15 protein-coding genes are annotated in these 17,431 nt (G+C 61.7%); 14 read left to right on the top strand and 1 reads right to left on the bottom strand.

The features are described from left to right. Window positions 1-190: 190 nt before the first annotated feature. The 12 genes from ffh to PLJ71_04630 all read left to right on the top strand — a co-directional run bounded on the left by ffh (window position 191) and on the right by PLJ71_04630 (window position 12,387). The gene (gene ffh / locus PLJ71_04685) at window positions 191-1,528 is read left to right on the top strand and encodes a signal recognition particle protein (protein HQM47960.1); all 1,338 of its coding nucleotides are present in this window, start codon (window positions 191-193) and stop codon (window positions 1,526-1,528) included. Window positions 1,529-1,629: 101 nt separating this feature from the next. Further along, on the top strand, window positions 1,630-1,974 hold the full coding sequence (gene rpsP / locus PLJ71_04680; protein HQM47959.1) for a 30S ribosomal protein S16: 345 nt from the start codon (window positions 1,630-1,632) through the stop codon (window positions 1,972-1,974). Window positions 1,975-2,066: 92 nt separating this feature from the next. Then, complete coding sequence (locus tag PLJ71_04675) at window positions 2,067-2,297, top strand: KH domain-containing protein (GenBank protein HQM47958.1); 231 nt, start codon at window positions 2,067-2,069, stop codon at window positions 2,295-2,297. Between the two features lie 19 nt (window positions 2,298-2,316). After that, entirely contained in the window at window positions 2,317-2,844 is a 528-nt protein-coding gene (locus tag PLJ71_04670) for a hypothetical protein (protein ID HQM47957.1), read from the top strand. Then, the gene (gene trmD, locus PLJ71_04665; GenBank protein ID HQM47956.1) at window positions 2,834-3,586 is read left to right on the top strand and encodes a tRNA (guanosine(37)-N1)-methyltransferase TrmD; all 753 of its coding nucleotides are present in this window, start codon (window positions 2,834-2,836) and stop codon (window positions 3,584-3,586) included. Before PLJ71_04670 ends, trmD begins: the two co-directional genes overlap by 11 nt. Then, entirely contained in the window at window positions 3,583-3,969 is a 387-nt protein-coding gene (rplS, locus tag PLJ71_04660; protein ID HQM47955.1) for a 50S ribosomal protein L19, read from the top strand. Before trmD ends, rplS begins: the two co-directional genes overlap by 4 nt. Window positions 3,970-4,123: 154 nt before the next feature. Further along, a complete protein-coding gene (locus tag PLJ71_04655; protein ID HQM47954.1) occupies window positions 4,124-4,942 on the top strand; it encodes a ribonuclease HII in 819 nt (272 codons plus the stop codon). Further along, complete coding sequence (locus PLJ71_04650; protein ID HQM47953.1) at window positions 4,930-6,615, top strand: tetratricopeptide repeat protein; 1,686 nt, start codon at window positions 4,930-4,932, stop codon at window positions 6,613-6,615. Before PLJ71_04655 ends, PLJ71_04650 begins: the two co-directional genes overlap by 13 nt. Window positions 6,616-6,780: 165 nt before the next feature. After that, the gene (locus tag PLJ71_04645) at window positions 6,781-8,211 is read left to right on the top strand and encodes a hypothetical protein (protein ID HQM47952.1); all 1,431 of its coding nucleotides are present in this window, start codon (window positions 6,781-6,783) and stop codon (window positions 8,209-8,211) included. A gap of 226 nt (window positions 8,212-8,437) precedes the next feature. Continuing rightward, window positions 8,438-9,184 (top strand): TetR/AcrR family transcriptional regulator, encoded by a 747-nt coding sequence (locus PLJ71_04640; protein HQM47951.1) that lies wholly within the window; start codon window positions 8,438-8,440, stop codon window positions 9,182-9,184. Window positions 9,185-9,427: 243 nt separating this feature from the next. Continuing rightward, window positions 9,428-11,536 carry a hypothetical protein gene (locus tag PLJ71_04635; protein HQM47950.1) on the top strand — a complete coding sequence of 703 codons (2,109 nt, stop codon included), beginning with the start codon at window positions 9,428-9,430 and terminating at the stop codon, window positions 11,534-11,536. 11 nt (window positions 11,537-11,547) lie between these two features. Then, a complete protein-coding gene (locus PLJ71_04630; protein HQM47949.1) occupies window positions 11,548-12,387 on the top strand; it encodes a hypothetical protein in 840 nt (279 codons plus the stop codon). Window positions 12,388-12,410: 23 nt separating this feature from the next. Here the strand turns inward: PLJ71_04630 and PLJ71_04625 are convergent, their stop codons facing one another. Continuing rightward, on the bottom strand, window positions 12,411-12,746 hold the full coding sequence (locus PLJ71_04625; GenBank protein ID HQM47948.1) for a hypothetical protein: 336 nt from the start codon (window positions 12,744-12,746) through the stop codon (window positions 12,411-12,413). A 167-nt stretch (window positions 12,747-12,913) separates the two neighbouring features. Here PLJ71_04625 and PLJ71_04620 point away from each other — a divergent pair, with 167 nt between their 5' ends. Both PLJ71_04620 and PLJ71_04615 read left to right on the top strand, forming a co-directional pair. Further along, window positions 12,914-15,538 (top strand): alpha-N-acetylglucosaminidase TIM-barrel domain-containing protein, encoded by a 2,625-nt coding sequence (locus PLJ71_04620; protein HQM47947.1) that lies wholly within the window; start codon window positions 12,914-12,916, stop codon window positions 15,536-15,538. Window positions 15,539-15,947: 409 nt separating this feature from the next. Then, window positions 15,948-17,431: hypothetical protein (locus PLJ71_04615; GenBank protein ID HQM47946.1), on the top strand; the 1,484-nt coding region annotated here is incomplete at its 3' end.

Here is a 17,431-nt window from a genome sequence, read left to right as displayed (position 1 = left end):
GATGCTCATCCGGCTGCCTTCGATCAGGGTCGAAGCCTGTAACATGCCGCTCTTGCCGTAGCGGCCGGAGTGACAGCGGCGGGAGTGAGAATTGCATTGGTCTGTGTCCGTATGTTAATATGCGCCCTCGACTTCGGGTGAGATCTGCCCTTTTTCAGATCGTGGCCAGGTTTCAAAACGTGCGAGAACTATGTTCGAATCGCTGACAAAACGGCTGGAAGCCGCCTTCAAGAATATTCGCGGTCAGGGAAAACTGACCGAGAAAAACATGAAGGACAGCCTCCAGGAAATCCGCCGGGCGCTGCTCGAGGCCGACGTTAACTATAAGGTTGTCAAGCAGTTCATCGCGGACGTCCAGGAGGAGGCGCTCGGGCAGAAAGTGCTCGAGAGCATCCAGCCGGGCCAGCAGATCGTCAAGATTGTTCACGACGCGCTCGTGCGGACCATGGGCGGCTCGAATGAACCCCTGAGATTTGCCGAGAACCCGCCGACCCTCATCATGATGGTGGGGTTGCAGGGTCAAGGAAAAACGACCAGCGCAGGCAAGATCGCGCTGCATTTGAAGAAAAAGGGCCACAAACCCCTCCTGGTGGCCGCGGATGTGTACCGCCCGGCGGCCATCAAGCAGTTGGAAGTCGTGGCGCAGCAAGCCGGAGTCGAGTGTTTCAGCCTCGGGGAACACGCCGACCCCGTGGACACGTGCGTGATGGCGCGCGGGGAAGCCCAGATGCGCCAGTGCGACGTCATCATCATGGACACCGCCGGCCGTTTGCACGTGGACGAGCAGATGATGGCCGAGGTCCGCCGCATCCAGAGCCAGGTGTCGCCTCACGAAATCCTGTTTGTCGCCAACGCCATGACCGGGCAGGACGCCGTCAACAGCGCGAAGCAATTCCACGATGCGCTGCCCTTGACGGGCGTCGTGTTGACCCAGTTGGACGGCGATGCGCGCGGCGGCGCGGCCATCAGCCTGATCAGCGTTACCGGTTGCCCGATCAAGTTCGTGGGCACCGGTGAGAAGCTCGAGGCGCTCGAGCCGTTCCATCCCAAGCGCATGGCCGATCAAATCCTGGGCATGGGCGACATCGTCTCGCTCGTCGAAAAGGCCCAGGAGGTCGTCGACAGGGAGCAGGCCCTCAAGTTTCAGGAAAAGGCGCGCAAGGCCACCTGGGACCTCGAGGATTTCCTGCAGCAGATGCAGCAACTCAAGAAGATGGGGTCCATTGGCGACCTGGTCCAGAAAATTCCCGGCATGAAGAAGATGATGGGCAAGGCGGCGATGGATGTGGACGAAGACGAGATGAAATATGTCGAGGCGATCATCTATTCGATGACGCCCGAGGAGCGGCATAAACCCAAGCTCATCAACGGCAGCCGCCGCCGCCGCATTGCGGATGGCAGCGGGACCTCGGTGCAGGAGGTCAACAGGCTCCTCAAAGATTTCGAGCAGATGCGGACGATGATGAAGAAGATGATGAAAGGCGGGAAAAAGGGCCGCAAGGGCATGCCGATCATGCCCGGTTTCTAGCGTGTGGCGTTCGATATGGCATTTCATGACTAATGGCGCCCTGACTGATACGGCATAAGAGCAGGGCCGCGCGAAGAACGCGGCCAGGAGTGAAAGGAACAATGGCAACAGTAATACGTCTGAAGCGAGGCGGCCGCACCAATGCCCCCTACTACCGCGTGGTGGTGGTGGACGGACGGACCCGCACCCAGGGCCGCGTAATCGAGGAAATCGGCTTCTATCATCCCTGCGCACGGCCCGAACCGCGCTTGGAAATCGATGCAAAGCGCGCCCTGAAGTGGTTGTGCCAAGGCGCACGCCCCTCGGATACCGTGCGGTCATTTCTGGCCAAGAAAGGCGTCATGGAGATGTACGCCAAAGGCGCGAAGCCAGAAGATCTGAAGGAAGCAACGCCGGCGGAAGAACCGGCCGCGGCAGCCGAAACGGCAGAAACTGCGGCAACGTGAACCCCCGGGCCCCCGGTGCGAACCGGGGGTAAAGCGGAGCGGGACTGGAGAATGCCTGCTCCGGGGAACGCGCCGCGAAGAGGATTCGCAACGTGAAGCAACTCATCGAGTTCATTGCGAAAAAGCTGGTCGATCATCCCGAGGATGTGCAGATAACGGTCATCGAGAACGAGGATGGCCAGTGTTTTGAACTGCGGGTCCACCCGGACGATATGGGCAAGGTTATCGGCAGGGATGGGCGCACGGCGAAAGCCATCCGCACCATCCTGAATACTGCCGCCAACAAACAGGACACGCGGGCAACGCTCCAAATCGTGGAGTAGGCTTGCGTCTCGAGGATTCATGACCAGGCGCGTCGTCGTGGCCGGCACGGTTCATTCGGTGAACCCAGCCAAACGGCAGGTGCGCGTTCGCGCGGCAGCCGGGGACGTTCCCGACGAGGCCTTTCTGGGCCGGCTGCGTTTGCGCTTGACGGACGGCCGCGAAGTGCGGCCGCTTGTGGCCGCGTTGCGGCGGCCGGGCGGGGCGGTTGTGGTGGAATTCACGCCGGGAACGCCGCGCGACAGCGTAGCCGGCATGCGAGGAGCGGAGGTCTTGTGGGAAGCGGATGAGGCCGCAATCGCTCTTCTGGGGCGCCTCGAGACGGATGCTCTAATCGGCATGCGCTTGGTCGGACCCGGCGGAACCGCAATAGGCAAGGTCGTGGGCGCGTTAGAAACGCCGGCCCACGGTGTGATTGAAGTGAAGTGCCCGGATGGACGCAGCATCATGCTGCCGGTGATCAGGGAAGCAGTTGAACGCATAGATTGGGAATCCGGGGCGATTTTCGTGCGAGATATTGCCCCGTTTGCGGTGGACGATGCGCATTGATGTGCTCACGCTGTTTCCGGAGTTCTTCGAGGCGCCGCTTCGGGCGAGCCTGTTAGGCAAAGCCATTGAACAGGGGCTGCTCGAGGTCTCCGTGACGAATGTGCGCGATTTTGCCGCCGACCGTCACCGCACCGTGGACGACGCCCCGTACGGGGGCGGTCCGGGCATGGTGATGCGGTGTGAGCCGATCGCGGCGGCGATAGAAAGCCTGGCCGGCCGCAATTCATTGCGGCGGGTGGCGCTGATGTCGCCACGAGGCCGCAGGCTGGACCAGGAACTGGTCCGCGAACTGGCAGCCGAGCCGGACCTTGTCCTGGTGTGCGCGCGGTATGAAGGGGTGGACGAGCGCGTGAGCACGGCGCTGTGCACCGAAGAGATATCGATTGGCGATTACGTGCTCAGCGGAGGCGAGTTGCCTGCGCTGGTGATAATTGAAGCGATAAGCCGGATGGTGCCCGGGGTGGTGGGCGACTGGGAATCCGTCACAACGGACTCGTTTTACGAAAGCCTCTTGGGACCGCCCCAGTATACGCGCCCGCCCATTTTTCGCGGCATCGGGGCGCCAATGGTCTTGCGTGAGGGCAACCATGCCGCCATCCAGCGTTGGCGGCGCAAAGAGGCGCTCCGCGTGACGCGCGCGCGCCGTCCGGACTTGTTGAAACTGTGTAGTGAAGAGGACCGTCTGCTCCTGGAGGAAATCGACCGGGAAGAAGCAGAACGGAAGCGAGGAGAACAGCCGTGAAATTCCCGAAGGTAGTCGAAGAACTCAGCCAGGGGCAAAAAAAGGCCGCGGAGAACGTGCCGCAATTCAACGTTGGCGACACCGTGCGGGTCCACTTTCGGATCGTGGAAGGCGAGAAGGAACGCATTCAGGTGTTTGAAGGGGTCGTCATTGGTCGCAAGGGCGGCGAAGGCCCCACCGCCAAGTTCACGGTGCGCCGTGTGGCGTTCGGCGAGGGCGTCGAACGCGTCTTCCCGCTCCACTCGCCGCGCGTCGAGAAAGTCGATGTCATCCGCGAGGGTCACGTGCGCCGCGCCAAGTTGTACTATCTGCGCGAGCGCGCCGGCAAGGCTGCGCGCGTGAAAGCGAAGGCCCGTTCCACAAGCGGCGCGGAGAATCGATAGGCGCGGCTTTTTGACGGCGGCTGTTCCCGACTGGATGATGAAGTGATGCCCGCATTCGCCCATCCTTGCGGTTGGCGCGCATGCGGGCTATTCTACTGGCGTGACGCCATCTGGATGAATTCCCCGAGCGGCTGCTGTGGCCGGGACAGGAGCGATGCCGAAACGCACCATAAACGACCTGCGTGCCCGTGTTGAGGCGGGTCCTCCGTATGCCCACGCCTTCCTCGCGGCATTGCGCTACGACCCCAGAACCGGCGCCCGGGAGCTGTATGGCGCGTGTATGCGCCAAATCCGCCGGCAGGCGGCGCACTGGCGCGAGGAATTGCAGGCCTTCACCTTCGAGCGCGCGGCGAACGAGCAGGGATTTGTCCGGGTAGCGGGGGTTGATGAAGCCGGGCGCGGCCCGCTGGCTGGCCCGATTGTTGCCGCGGCCGTCGTGCTGGGCCACCCCATAGACGGCCTCAATGATTCCAAACAAGTCGCCCCGGCCGAGCGGAGCCTGTTCTTCGAGCTGCTGTACAACGGGCCTCACGCCATCGGGGTTTCGGTCGTGTCCCCCGCGGAAATCGACCGGGTGGGCATTCAGTCCGCGAATTATGCTGCCATGTACCGTGCCGTCGCCCAGCTGGCGCCCCCGCCGGACTATCTCCTCGTCGACGGTTTCGAAATCGCCGGCTGTCCCATTCCCCAGTGCCGCATTGTCAAAGGAGACTGCCGTTCCCAGTCCATCGCGGCCGCGAGCATTGTGGCAAAGGTCACGCGCGACCGGATCATGGATGAGCTGGACGGTCAGTTCCCTCAATACGGATTCGCCCAGCACAAGGGATACGCAACAAGCGAACACCTCGAGGCCATCGAACGATGCGGGGCGTGTCCTCACCACCGCAAATCCTTCGCTCCGTTTGCTCGCCCCCTTGAGACAGGACTTCTGTTTACCGAACCGGATGAGGATTCGTATTCATGCGCACATTGACCGCCGCGTTCTGCCTCCTGGCGGTGCTGGGGTGCAGCACATTAAGCTCCACTCCGCCGGAAATCAGTCCCCGGGCAAGAGCGTTCAATCATTATCTGATGGGGGATATCCATTACCGGAACGGCCGTTTCGAGGAAGCCATCGACGAATTCGTTCAAGCCTATAAATGCGCTCCCGACGAGCCGTTTCTCGCGAAGCAGATCATCCGTGGCTATCTTATGGTTCATGATCTCGAGAACGCCCGCGGCTATGCCGAGAACCTTGTCGCGGAGTATCCGGACGACCCGGGCGCCTGGTTCATCCTCGGGCGCATCTGCCGCCAACAAGAGCTCTACGACGAAGCGTCCAATGCCTTTAACAAAGCGCTCAGCCTGACATCGTTCAATGTGTTCATCTACGACGAACTGCTCAAGGCCGAAGAAGAGTCCAATGATCTTGTCTCGGTAGTTGATATCTACCTGAAACTCGTGCAAATGCATCCTGATTCCGCCATGCTGCTCGAGCGGCTGGGGCTCAGCCTGGCCCGTATCGGCCAAAACGACGAAGCGAAGGCCTGCTTGCAGAAAGCGCTCGAGCTTGACTCGGGTCTGACCGATGCCCGCAATATCCTGGGCCTGATTCATCTGGAGTTGGACGAGAACGAGTCGGCGGCGGCCCAGCTCCGGCGGTATCTCGCATCCTCGCCCGACGACGCGTCCGCCCGCGAGCATTTTGCCGCGGCCCTCGCCCGTCTGGGCCGGTATGACGACGCCCTCGAAGAATTCAACGTGTTGTGTGAGCAGGAGAACGCGGAGCCCCTGCACCACCTCGCACGCATGTTCCTGTGGATGCGCTCCGGCAATCCCATGGAAGCCGGGCGCGTGGCGCCGCCAAACGACGCCCCCATCATGGGGACCCTGTTCCGGGCAATCGCGCGCAAGCTGTCCGGCGAACCCTACCTGCCTCTGCTCGAGTCCCTCGATGAAGTGGATGGCGATATCGACCTTGAAAGCCAGGCCTACCTCCAGGACCTGCTGTTTCTCTTCGGCGTGAACCCCACGGGCGATTTCCTTTTCGAGAACATGGACGATATTGCCAAAACCGGATTTCAGTCACAGCGATTCGACATTCTTCGCGCGCGCATTCTCATGGCGCAGAAGCGCAACCGGCCGGCAGAGCGCATCTTGACTGAAACCCTCGGCCGGTTCGGCCCGGACAAATGGGTGCATTACTACCTGGCCATCCTCTATGAAGAGATGAACGACCTGGCCAACACCGAACAGCATCTGGAAGCGTGCCTCGAACTGGACCCCAACGACCCCGATGTGCTGAATTTTCTCGGGTACTTCTATGCGGACCACAATCTCAAGCTCGATCGCGCCGAAGAGCTGGTCGAGCGGGCTTTGGAGATTTCTCCGGAGAACGGGTTTTATCTGGACAGCCTCGGGTGGGTGTACTACCGGCAGGGCAGGGCCGATTTGGCGGTCGAATACATTCGGCGGTCCATCCTGCGGCTCGAAACCGATGACGCCGTGGTGCGCGACCACCTGGGCGATGCCTACTTCCTACAAGGCGAGGTCGAGAAAGCGCTCGAGGAGTGGGAACGGGCGCACCGCCTCGATCCCGAACTCCTCGGCGTCGCCGACAAACTCCAGAAATACCGCCAAGAAGAAAAGCAGGGCGGGACGAACTGAGCGCGCCGTTGCCGGAGCGCAGTCATTTCTGTGGATTCGTACCGGCCGCTTGAAATCGCCTGTCCCGTGCCACAGAATGCGCCCGCTACCGCGTGCATCTCACGGGAGAACTTCGGACAACCGCCCCGACGGCGGCGATGGCGGGTGGAAGGAGGATTCATTGCCATGACTATGCTTGTGTTGTTGGAGATGGCCCGTTGCTTTCTCGGGCTGGCCAGCCCGGCGCTCTGCGAACCCCATGCCCGCTTGAGTCACGAGGTGCAGCTTTCAAGTCTGGGCCTCGGCGCCGCGGGTCCCGCCGCAACGGACGTTCTCGCCGCCGTGCCGGCGGCGCTTAAGATCGAAGTTACCTGCGAAGAAACGCTCTACACCCATACCCCGGCCAACAACGGGTCGGGGCCGTTCTGGAGTTCCGGCTGCACTACCGTCAGTCGTGTTGGCGACGCCGTTGTCGTGTCGGAGATGGAAACAGGGAAAGACGTGCCTTTGCTGTGCAACACCCGCTGGCGGCTGCACAAGCGAACCCAGACCGGGTGGAGCGTGTTCGCCGAGGCGGAGGGGTATCGCCAGCGTGAACCCGCCGTACTGGCGACGACGGGCCCCGATTCGTTCTATCTGAATGTCAACGACTCCACGCAACCTCCCGGAACCAAGTACGGCCCCTGTACTCCCTACTTGCTGAAGTTCGGCGTGGACAACCCGGCCGAAACCCGGAAGCTGAGCCCGGTTTGGGAAGGCGAACCCAGTTTTACGGACCATTCTTACCGGGGATTCGCGGCGGACCGGGACGCGAAGGAGATGCTCATGCTCAATATTGACGCCAAGACGAGCGAGCAGAACTGGTGCCATATGACTGCGGAAGGCGAGACTCTGGGCAAGGGCAAGGTCACGTTCCCCATTCGCTCGTGCTACCCGCAAGCGGCCCTGAAAAACAGCGCCGCCTATATCCTCGCCATCGGCGATATCCAGGAACCCGTCAAGGAATGGGCCGCGTATAAGTTCGAACAGACCCAGCAGACGTGGGACTATGTCTTCCGAATACTTCACTTCACGTGGACCCCCGACATCCGCTCGCGGAATTTCGCCGCGCCCATCGAGATCGCGAACGTAGACGCCACCGCGGGCCACATCTTTAACCAGGACCTCTGGATCGCGCCCAATGGCGACGCCTATATTCTGTACACCCAACGGCCTGTATGTTCCGCACTCATGCGTGACAAATTCTTCCCCGGACTTTCGGTCATAGACTCGCTGTATCTGGCCGTCGTGCGCGATGGCCAGGTGGTCGCCCGGGACGTTCTTTTCGAAGGGACAGACACCCGGCAGCCGGGTTGCGCACGGTTCCATGTCACTGCAGACGGCGACGTGTACGCGCTCCTCTACGCCGGGATCGATGGTGCGCCGGGCAATTATCTCCTGCCCATATTTCCGCCGCAGGCCGAACGCGCGCTCATCCCTGTGCCGATGCCTCTGCCGCTGGGCTCGTTTCTGCTGGCAAACACCCGCTCCGGAAATGCGCCATCGGATACCATCGATCTCGTCGGGGCGGGCACAGGCGATACCATCGTGTATGCCCAGATTGTCCTTGGCGAATGACCGGTGACGGGACACCAAAGGCCTCTTTCCCCGAAAAACACTGCTCCGTGCCCGCCGGAAACGGCGTGTGCGCGTCACATCCACGGCACCCACATCGGCGGGAACGCTGGCATTACCCCGGCTATTTTGGCTATACTTTCGGCGAACCGCGCCCGTCGCGAGCCGGCCGGGAATTGGGGGCCTTGACGGGTTGAAAAACCCTGACGCTTCGTCATAGAATCGAGACATGAGCGTACATGCACGAAAACAGCGGGAACTCCGCGAGCGGGAAGACCTTTTCCTTAAAGTAGCCCGGCGCTTGTTGCTTGATAAAGGGTTTCACGGTCTTACCATGGACCGCATTGCCGAGGAAACCGAGTATTCGAAGGGGACCATCTATCTCCATTTTGGCTGCAAAGAGGAATTGATACTCGAACTCGGCAAGCGTTCTCGCAAGCAGCGGCTCGACCTGATTGCCCGTGGGGCGGCCTTTGACGGACGCCCCCGTGAGCGCGTGGTGGCCGTCGGCGTAGGCGTAGAGCTGCACGCGCGCCTGTATCCCGACGACGTCCGCATCTGGGAGATCATGAACGCCGAGTCCATCATTGAAAAGATACCCGCCGAGAGACAACCCGATCTCAAGACGTCGGACATCGCGGTAAACGAGATTCTCATTGGATTGGTTCAGGAAGCGGTCGCGTGCGGAGACCTGGTATTGCGGCCGGATGATTCGCCCCAGGAAATCACCTTCGGACTCTGGGCCATCACGGACGGCGGTTTCGCGGCGATACTTGGCGGCGCGCCACTTGATCACCTTGGTTTGCGCGATCCGTACGCGGCAATCTTCAAGAATTGCCATGTTCTGGGCGACGGCTACGGGTGGAAGCCGTTGTCATCGGAGTGGGATTACGGAAAGACTGTGGCACGAATCCGGAAAGAGGTCTTTGAGGAGGAATCGATACTGGCTTACGGGAGCTCGTCTCTCGAGGGATGAGGGGCGATTATTTTTTTCACTGCGTTTGACGGATCGTAGGAACGTGACTGATAGTCAGATATGAAAAGGGGGTGAGGGCGGCGCTGGACCAGGGATGCGACAACACGGGTGGGGCAAGGTGCCGCTCCTCGGCTTTGTACCGGACGCGCTTGCGTTTGTTCTGCTATTCTGTCGGCGAATCGTACGAGGGTTGCGCAACCGGAAACCGGGGCAAACACCATGCACGGATGTCTCCGAACCCAGATGACATTTCTCCTATTGGCAGCGGCGTTGGGGCTTGCCGGGATTCAAACCGCCGCTCTTGAGAACGGCAATGTGCTGGCTCTGGAACGCTTCGGGGCTGGCGCCCCGGGAGGATGGCTGGTCAGCGGCGAGAACTACGCCTGGGACGCAGAGACAGGGACCGGCCAACTCGGTCCGGGGGCGGGATGCATTCGCTTCGGCGAAGCCGGGACGGTGGAGCTTGCCTCACCCGCACGCCGCCTCGATGATGGCAAACCGTACACGCTCCTCCTCTGGTTTCGCGGCGAGCCGGCCGGCGCCCAAGTGTCGGTTTCCCTTCACGACAATGAAACCCGCCATACGCTCGCGTTCGAGAAGACCGCCGCCGCCTCGCAGGACTGGCAGCAGCTGCGGATGACGCAGGCGCTGCCGGAAGCGGTCAAGGGCTGTTACTACCTGCGCCTCGCTGCCAAGGGCGCCAACACTACCCTGTGGCTGGACGGCCTCTGGCTGGGCGTTACGGAGCCGCAACCACCGGCGGACTGGCAGCCCGACTGGCATTCGGCATCGGTTGCCCTGGCGCCCGAGGAGCCGTGGGGCGTGGTCGCCGGGGCCGCCCCCTTGCGCTATCAGGCGCGCGTGGCGGGCGTCACCGCACGAGGGGCGCAACTCAAGACGCGCGTCGTCTCCACAACCGGCGAATGCGCCGAACAGCCCGCGATTCCATTGGACGCGGCGGGCACGTGGAGCAGCATATGCGAAATCCATGGAGACATCGCAAACCGTTTCGGCATGTTTCGCGTGGAGGCGGCCGTTGTCGACGAGAGCGGCAAACCCCTCTCGCCAATGACGGAGACTTTGCTGGCGCGGGCCCCGGACCCGTTTCCGGCGCCCTTCCGCGACTCGTACTTTGGCATTCACGTGAAACTCATCGCGCCCGACCTCGAAGCGATGTCCCGTCTGGGCTACAAGTGGCTGCGGATTCACGACGCGTCCGGCATTACGAAATGGGGCATGATCGAACCCGAGCCCGGCCAATGGATTTGGCACGACGACGAGGTCGCGCTGGCTCACGAGAAAGGGTTCTGCATTCTTGGCATGCTCGATAGCGCGCCTCCCTGGGAATCGGGCGCCGAGGAACAAGGCTACTTCAGCATCTACAGCGCTCCCAAAGACCCCGAGAAATGGCGCAATTACGTGCAAAAGGTGGTCGAACATTACAAGGGCGCCATAGACGATTGGGAAGTCTGGAACGAACCATGGAATCCGATAGGCTTCTTCAAGGGGGGTAACCCGCAACTCTACACCGAGCTACTCAAGATCGCCTATACGGAGACCAAGGCCATCAATCCCAACGCGGTTGTCATCGGGCTCGACACCTGGCCACCTTACTGGGACGCCATGACCCTCGCCGCCGGGGCGTATGACTACTATGACGTGCTGTCGTTCCACCGCTACGACCCCAGCATGCACGGCTACCCCAACGACCCCATCGACCGCATCGCAAAGCGTCTGCGAAATGCCCAGGAGCAATACGGCCAACCCAAACCTCTTATGTTCAGCGAGGGCGGACCCGACGTGACGATCTTCCACGGTTCCTTCTTCTCCTTCGCAGAACCCGTGCTCACCGGCGACTGGTCGTGGTGCGCCGACCAGTACGCGCGGATGTACCTGACGACCATCGCCTCGGACGTCCAACGATTCTTTGCGTACTCGGTCCATAACTACACGCACCACGGCTATTCGACGCACATGATCGTTGAGCCCGGGCCGTTGTTGCGTCCTCTTCACCTCACATTGGCCGCCCTCGCGCATTTCGTTGACGGCGCGGACTACGTCGAACGGCTCTTGCCAGACCACGACATCAGCGCGCACGTGTTTGCCCAGTCTCATGACCGGCCTTATGCGAAAGGGCCCAGCACGGTAGTGGTGTTGCACGCGAACGGATTGGACCCCGAGCCCCTGCCGCAGGCGATTCCCGAAGGCGTGGCCTGTTACGACCGCTGGGGCAATCCTGCTGCGCTGCCAACGGAGGCGGTACGCAGCCCGGTCTACCTGGTGGCAACCGGCGACGCCGCAACTGCCCTGATGTCCGCCCTGGCAACCAACAACCCGGTCCCGCAACCATAGGAGCGCGCGCCATGCTGCGAACTGCTCTTGTTCTGGTACTTGTCGGCGACGTGGGCGCCTGCGCGTGCGCTCAGGTGTTTCCCGAGGAACGCGAGGGTCTTGAAACCCTTCTCGGCCAGATCGAAACCTCCCTGACAACCCAGACTCCGCCCCTGTGGTCGCTGTTTTCGCCTCTTGGTTCGCTTGCGATAGCAGGCAAGGGCGATGGAAGCTATACTGTCGTCCGCCGCGACAATCTCAGACACAATCCTGACGCGTCCGCCGCGTTCGCTTTGCCCGCGGGCACGGCCGCTACGTTCCGCGTATTTGAAAGCGCCCGCGAACTGACCACCGGCCGGGCCATTCTTGAGGGCCCCGGTAACGAGCATTGGCTGGCTGCCTTCACGGCCCTTCCCGACGGTCCCGGTGGAGCGTATCGTCTTACCGCCCTCTGCATTTTCCCCGCGGACCAGCTGCTTCCCGCTGAAGCCGCCCGGGATGCCGTGATGGTGGTGAAGGAATGGGAGCGGGTGGTCCGGGAAGGCCAGATGACCGATCTGCGCAGGTACCTCTATCCGGAGCCGTTCCTGAGCATTATGGGCAAGGGCGGCATGGAGCTGTTTCTCTACGTGGACCCCGAACACTATCTCACCATGGCGCGCTACGCCATTGAAGTGGGCCGGCCCGAGATTTCTGAGATGTCCGAGATCCACGCCGTTACCAACGGAACCATCACGGTCGTAACCGGCAAATGGAAAGCGCCCAACGTCGTGTTCGGTCTCGGCGACTACCGGTTCACCGCGTTCCTGGTCAAATCCGCCAAAGCGTGGAAGGTTGCCGGCATGTTCATGGGCACGCAGACGCAGTACTGACGGCCTTTGAAAACCGGCCCGTCTTACGCAACGAAGAAGTAATACAGGACACCGCCTGCCAGCAAACTTATAACCCAGCAGCCGTTAGCGATGACCTTCAGATGCAGCGGGTACCCGTAAGAGTTGGGCAAGATCGAACTCGGCACGCGAGGGTCGATAATTCCGATGACTCCCAAAAGCAGCGCCCCGGGAATGATGAACAAACACGTAACCTCTATAAGACCATCGTGCACAATCGAGTAATATTCCATCCCCGACAGTCCGAGCCCGCAAACGAGCAGCGTGATGGGTATCGCGTACGTGGGACGAGGGTGCAAATCTTCGCGCTCTCCCGGCAGAAGGCGCACCGGACCACTCATTGTTCTGTTCCCCTTGATTCCCAGGGTCTGCCTGTTATGACAAGAACAGCGTTGCCTCCCCACGAATCTAGCATCTGGTTTCCCGCGTGACAAGCCCCACGCTGGGGGCCTCCTGGGTTGACAACGCCTTCCTTCGCCCACCAGAGTGAACGTGGAGGGAGACAGATATGTCACGAATGCACCAGTCACTTGTGATGGCCATTGTTGCGTGGGCAGCTATCGCAATCGGTACCGCATCCCCGGCAGAATCCTCGCCCGAGGACGCTGTGGCGGGTCTCGCCGCGCGCCTTCTAGGGGACCGCGCGAAGGCGTTCGCCTTCGAGACCATACTCCCCGACAACGGCCGCGATGTCTTCGAGGTCGAGGCAAGCGCGGGGCGGGTTACCGTACGCGGGTCAAGCGGCGTTGCCATGGCTTCCGGACTCCACTGGTACCTCAAGTACCCGTGCCAATGCCACGTATCCTGGTGCGGGAACCAACTGGCGCTGCCGGAGCCTTTGCCGGACGCGGCCCCGTTCCGGCACGTGAGCCCTTACAAATACCGCTATTACTTCAACTACTGCACGTTCTCCTATTCCATGGCGTGGTGGGACTGGGAACGCTGGGAACGCGAGGTCGACTGGATGGCCCTGAACGGCATCAACATGCCCCTGTCGGTGACCGGCCAGGAAGCCATCTGGCAGACCGTCTATCGAAACATGGGGTTCACCGGCAGCGAGCTCGATGCCTTCTTCGTCGGCCCAGCTTTTCTGCCTTTCGGATGGATGGGATGCATGGACGGCTGGTGCGGCCCCTCGTCCCAGGCATGGCTCGACCGGCACCTGGCACTGCAGAAGCGCATTGTCGAACGCGAGCGCGAACTGGGCATGACCCCCGTGCTGCAGGGGTTCACGGGGCATGTTCCCGAGGCCATCACGCGCATCTACCCGGACGTGAAACTCCAGCAATTGCCGAGCTGGTGCGGGTTTCCGGGAACCTGGTTTGTCGATCCGCGGGATCCCCGGTTTGTTGAGATCGGCAAGGCGTTCGTCGAGGAACAGACACGGCAGTTCGGAACCGACCACTTTTATGCCGCCGACACGTTCATCGAGATGCGGCCGCCCAGTTCCGACCCCGAATTCCTTGCCGCCATGGGAAGGGGCGTATACGATGCCATGAAGGCCGCGGACCCGGATGCGGTGTGGGTCATGCAAGGGTGGATCTTCGTCAACGCCCCCGATTTCTGGAAGCCGCCGCAAACCCGGGCCCTGCTCACGGCCGTGCCCGACGAGCGCATGGTGGTGCTCGACCTGTTCTGCGACGTCAATCCCGCATGGACAAAGACCGAAGCGTTCTACGGCAAACCCTGGGTGTGGAGCGTGGTCCACAGTTTCGGGCGCCGCGATGGGATGTTTGGCAATCTCCGGGACATCGCGTCCGCCACAGCCGCGGCCCGCAACGACCCCGCACGCCGCAAACTGGTTGGACTTGGCCTTATCATGGAGGGAATCGAGAATAACCCGGTCTATTACGACCTCTTCACGGAGATGGCCTGGCGCGAGGACGCCCCCGGCGTCGACTCGTGGGTGACGGACTACGCGCGGCGCAGATACGGGAAAGCCCTGCCCGAGGCCAGCGAAGCGTGGCGGCTCATCGAGGAAAGCCTGTACCGCCGGACAGGCCCCTACGCCCCCGTGGTTTGCGCACGGCCCAACGTGTCCGACTGGCCCGGCGGCCTGCCGGAAGCTTCGCTGAAGTCGCTCTATGATGCGTGGGGGCGTTTGCTGGCGTGCGCCGATGCCCTGGGAAACCAGGATACTTACCAGCACGATCTCGTGGACGTCACCCGCGAGATATTGGCGCTGTACAGCGCTGACGCCCACGCCGATATGCTTCAAGCCTACCGCGAAAGAAGCCCCGAAGAGTTTCGCGATGCGGCAGAACGATTCCTGACGTTGATCCGCGATTTGGACACGTTGCTGGCCACCCGGCAGGAGTTCCTGCTCGGCAGATGGCTTGCCGACGCCAGCCGCTGGGCAACGAACGAGGCCGAGCAGCAGCATTACGAGTATAACGCCCGTATCCAGATCACCTCATGGGATAATCCGGGCGGACACCTCAACGAATACGCCCAGAAACAATGGTCGGGATTGCTGCGGGGATTCTATCTGAAACGGTACGAGCTCTTCGTGGACCATCTGAGGGCCGATCTCGAGGACGGAAACGCGTTCAGCCAGCAGCGGTTCAAGGAAGACGTCCTCCGTTTTGAAAACGAGTGGCTGCACGGACGGGAACCGTACCCGGCCGAACCCGTGGGCGACCCGATACCCGAGGCGCGCCGGGTGCATGAAGTCTACGGACCGCGCCTCGCCAAACGCGGGGAACCCGACGCCGTCAGTCTGACCACCGGCAAACCGGTTTCGTGCTCGCACGCCCTTCCGCAGTACCCGGCCGAGTTCGCCAATGACGGGCGAACCCGCAACACCGAGCGGTACTGGGCAACCGACGCCGGGATCGGGCCTGAACCTGCCTGGTGGCAGGTTGACCTCGGGATGCCCACCTCTGTCGGACGCGTCGTCGTTGTCGGCTACTATGGCGACACCCGGCACTACGGATTCCTGGTCGAGACATCCTCCGATGGAGAAACATGGGAGATCGCCGCGGACCGCAGAGACAACGCCGCTGAGTCCACCCGCTCGGGATACACCTGCGTTTTCCCGCCGCGCGAAGCGCGCTTCATTCGCGTGACCCAGACAAGCAACTCCGCCAATACCGGACGCCACCTGGTCGAGGTCATGGCCTATCCCGAGTGATGGTTGAATGTGTTCTTGCCGCACAGGTTTCCTCTTGCGGGCAGGGCGTTCTTGAGGTACCAGGACGGACAAGCGCAGGAAACTCGATGCGAGTGAAGATGACGTGGCAGGGCCTGTCGTTTGTTCCGCTTGTTTGCGTGCTTGCTCTGCCCAGCGGCAATCAAGAGATAGCGTCTTATTCTGAACATCGCCTTGCCCACTCCGCTGTGCCACAGTCTCCTCCGCTGTGGCACGGTCTCCTGACCGGGCCACTCTTCCGACCGCTAGGTCTCCATCGCCTCCATTCACAATTGACTTCCTCATGGGAGCGCCAGACGTCAGCCCCGCATCCCTCCCCTTCGCCCTTCATTCAAGTCCGATTGACATTGCCCCTGCCAAACATCCAGAGTGCGGGGGGAGGATTCTGCCCATGGCGCGTTCATTTTGTTTTGTGGCTGCAACGGTCTTTGTCGGTCTGGCCTCGGGAGTGGCTGTCGCGGAAGAAGCATCGCCTCTCTTCACGCCCCCGGCGGACCTGGCCGACAACGTCCCCGCGGAGTTTCCCCGGTTTCACTTCGCGGGCCACGATGAAGACGCGGCCTTGCTTAACCGGTATCTCTGGCACCATTTCAGCACGCGTCTCGGCCATTCGCCGGTGCTGTTCAACAAGGAATACTTGACCACTTCCGACGAATGGATGGGCGGGGCGGTGCATCCCGGCTGGCCCGCGCCCATTCAAGACATTCAGCGCGGCGACCTTCTCGCTATTCGGCTCAATCCGGACGGCTACGTGTGGACGTTCCAGCACTTCTCGCATGCCCATGAGCAAGGATGGCCCTTCCCCATGTGGACCCAGGGACCAACCGGGCCCGACGGCTTCGGCGCGGGCTGGTATTTTCAGGACGACGGACCGGGCTGGGTGTGGGACTCGCTCCGCAACCATCCTGATTCGCCGTTCGCACGCCAGAAGGCCCTCGACGGATGGGAACTCATCAACTGCGAATCCCAGGGCATTGCAGACAAGAAGTGGCGTCTGACCTCTACGGGCTCATCGCCCATGATCGTAACGCCGGAAGGGCCGCGCATCATGGCCTTCAACGCCCCGTTTCTGCAGTTGCGCTGGACCCGTTCAGGGGCCCCGCTGCACGGGCAACTGCCCTATGTCGAGTGGATGCGCAAGGAAGACGACGCCTTCAGTGCGGCACGCCGCGTGTATTTCGGATTCGACTCGGGGAATCCCGATTACGAGCATGCCACCGGCTCTACCCATTCGATGATCACCATGCACACGCACCCCCAGTGGGATGGCGAGATCAAGCGTATCCGCATCGCCCTCGCGCCCGGCGAATCCGGCGTGGAATTCAACATTGATTCGTTCTTCACCGTCTATGACACCCGCCACACCATCAACAACCCAATCTACATCTTGGCGTGCTGGAACTATTTCCGGTGGAACCGCGACCTCGCGTTCCTGCGCACCGTCATTAACGACATGCGCCGGGCGTTGCGCTACCAGGCAACCACCATGGGCGGCCAGACACACGACCGCATCCGAAACGAATGGACCGGCCATACCGGGATCTCGGGACTCGAACTCATGCCCGACGGCAAGAAGATCATCCACTACGGTCAGGGTATTGGCAGCAACTACTGGGACCTCCTCCCTTTCGGCTGGGACGACCTTTACGCCACGAACCAGTACTTTGCGTCGCTTCTCGTCATGAGCAGACTTGAGGACGCGCTTCGGGCCAACCCCGGGTGGGGCGTGCCTGGCGGGGCACTGGCGTTTGAGCCCGAGGCGCTGGACCGGCACGCGGCGGACGTGAAGGACTTGGCCAACCGCATGTTCTGGAATCCTGAAACCGGGCGGTTCTCCGCGGTCATCGACAAGAACGGCCAGGCCCATGACTATGG

It is taken from the genome of Candidatus Hydrogenedentota bacterium (assembly GCA_035416745.1).
In the GTDB taxonomy this organism is placed as follows: Bacteria; Hydrogenedentota; Hydrogenedentia; order Hydrogenedentales; family SLHB01; genus UBA2224.
This window is presented reverse-complemented; position numbering and strand designations above follow the sequence as displayed.

Excerpts from the sequence above, each read along its gene's own strand:
- PLJ71_04655 (HQM47954.1), top strand. The coding sequence starts at position 4,124 with ATGCCGAAACGCACCATAAACGACCTGCGTGCCCGTGTTGAGGCGGGT.
- PLJ71_04650 (HQM47953.1), top strand. The coding sequence starts at position 4,930 with ATGCGCACATTGACCGCCGCGTTCTGCCTCCTGGCGGTGCTGGGGTGC.
- PLJ71_04620 (HQM47947.1), top strand. The coding sequence starts at position 12,914 with ATGTCACGAATGCACCAGTCACTTGTGATGGCCATTGTTGCGTGGGCA.
- PLJ71_04640 (HQM47951.1), top strand. The coding sequence starts at position 8,438 with ATGAGCGTACATGCACGAAAACAGCGGGAACTCCGCGAGCGGGAAGAC.
- PLJ71_04635 (HQM47950.1), top strand. The coding sequence starts at position 9,428 with ATGACATTTCTCCTATTGGCAGCGGCGTTGGGGCTTGCCGGGATTCAA.
- PLJ71_04645 (HQM47952.1), top strand. The coding sequence starts at position 6,781 with ATGACTATGCTTGTGTTGTTGGAGATGGCCCGTTGCTTTCTCGGGCTG.
- PLJ71_04670 (HQM47957.1), top strand. The coding sequence starts at position 2,317 with ATGACCAGGCGCGTCGTCGTGGCCGGCACGGTTCATTCGGTGAACCCA.
- PLJ71_04625 (HQM47948.1), bottom strand. The coding sequence starts at position 12,746 with ATGAGTGGTCCGGTGCGCCTTCTGCCGGGAGAGCGCGAAGATTTGCAC.
- rpsP (HQM47959.1), top strand. The coding sequence starts at position 1,630 with ATGGCAACAGTAATACGTCTGAAGCGAGGCGGCCGCACCAATGCCCCC.
- trmD (HQM47956.1), top strand. The coding sequence starts at position 2,834 with ATGCGCATTGATGTGCTCACGCTGTTTCCGGAGTTCTTCGAGGCGCCG.
- PLJ71_04630 (HQM47949.1), top strand. The coding sequence starts at position 11,548 with ATGCTGCGAACTGCTCTTGTTCTGGTACTTGTCGGCGACGTGGGCGCC.
- ffh (HQM47960.1), top strand. The coding sequence starts at position 191 with ATGTTCGAATCGCTGACAAAACGGCTGGAAGCCGCCTTCAAGAATATT.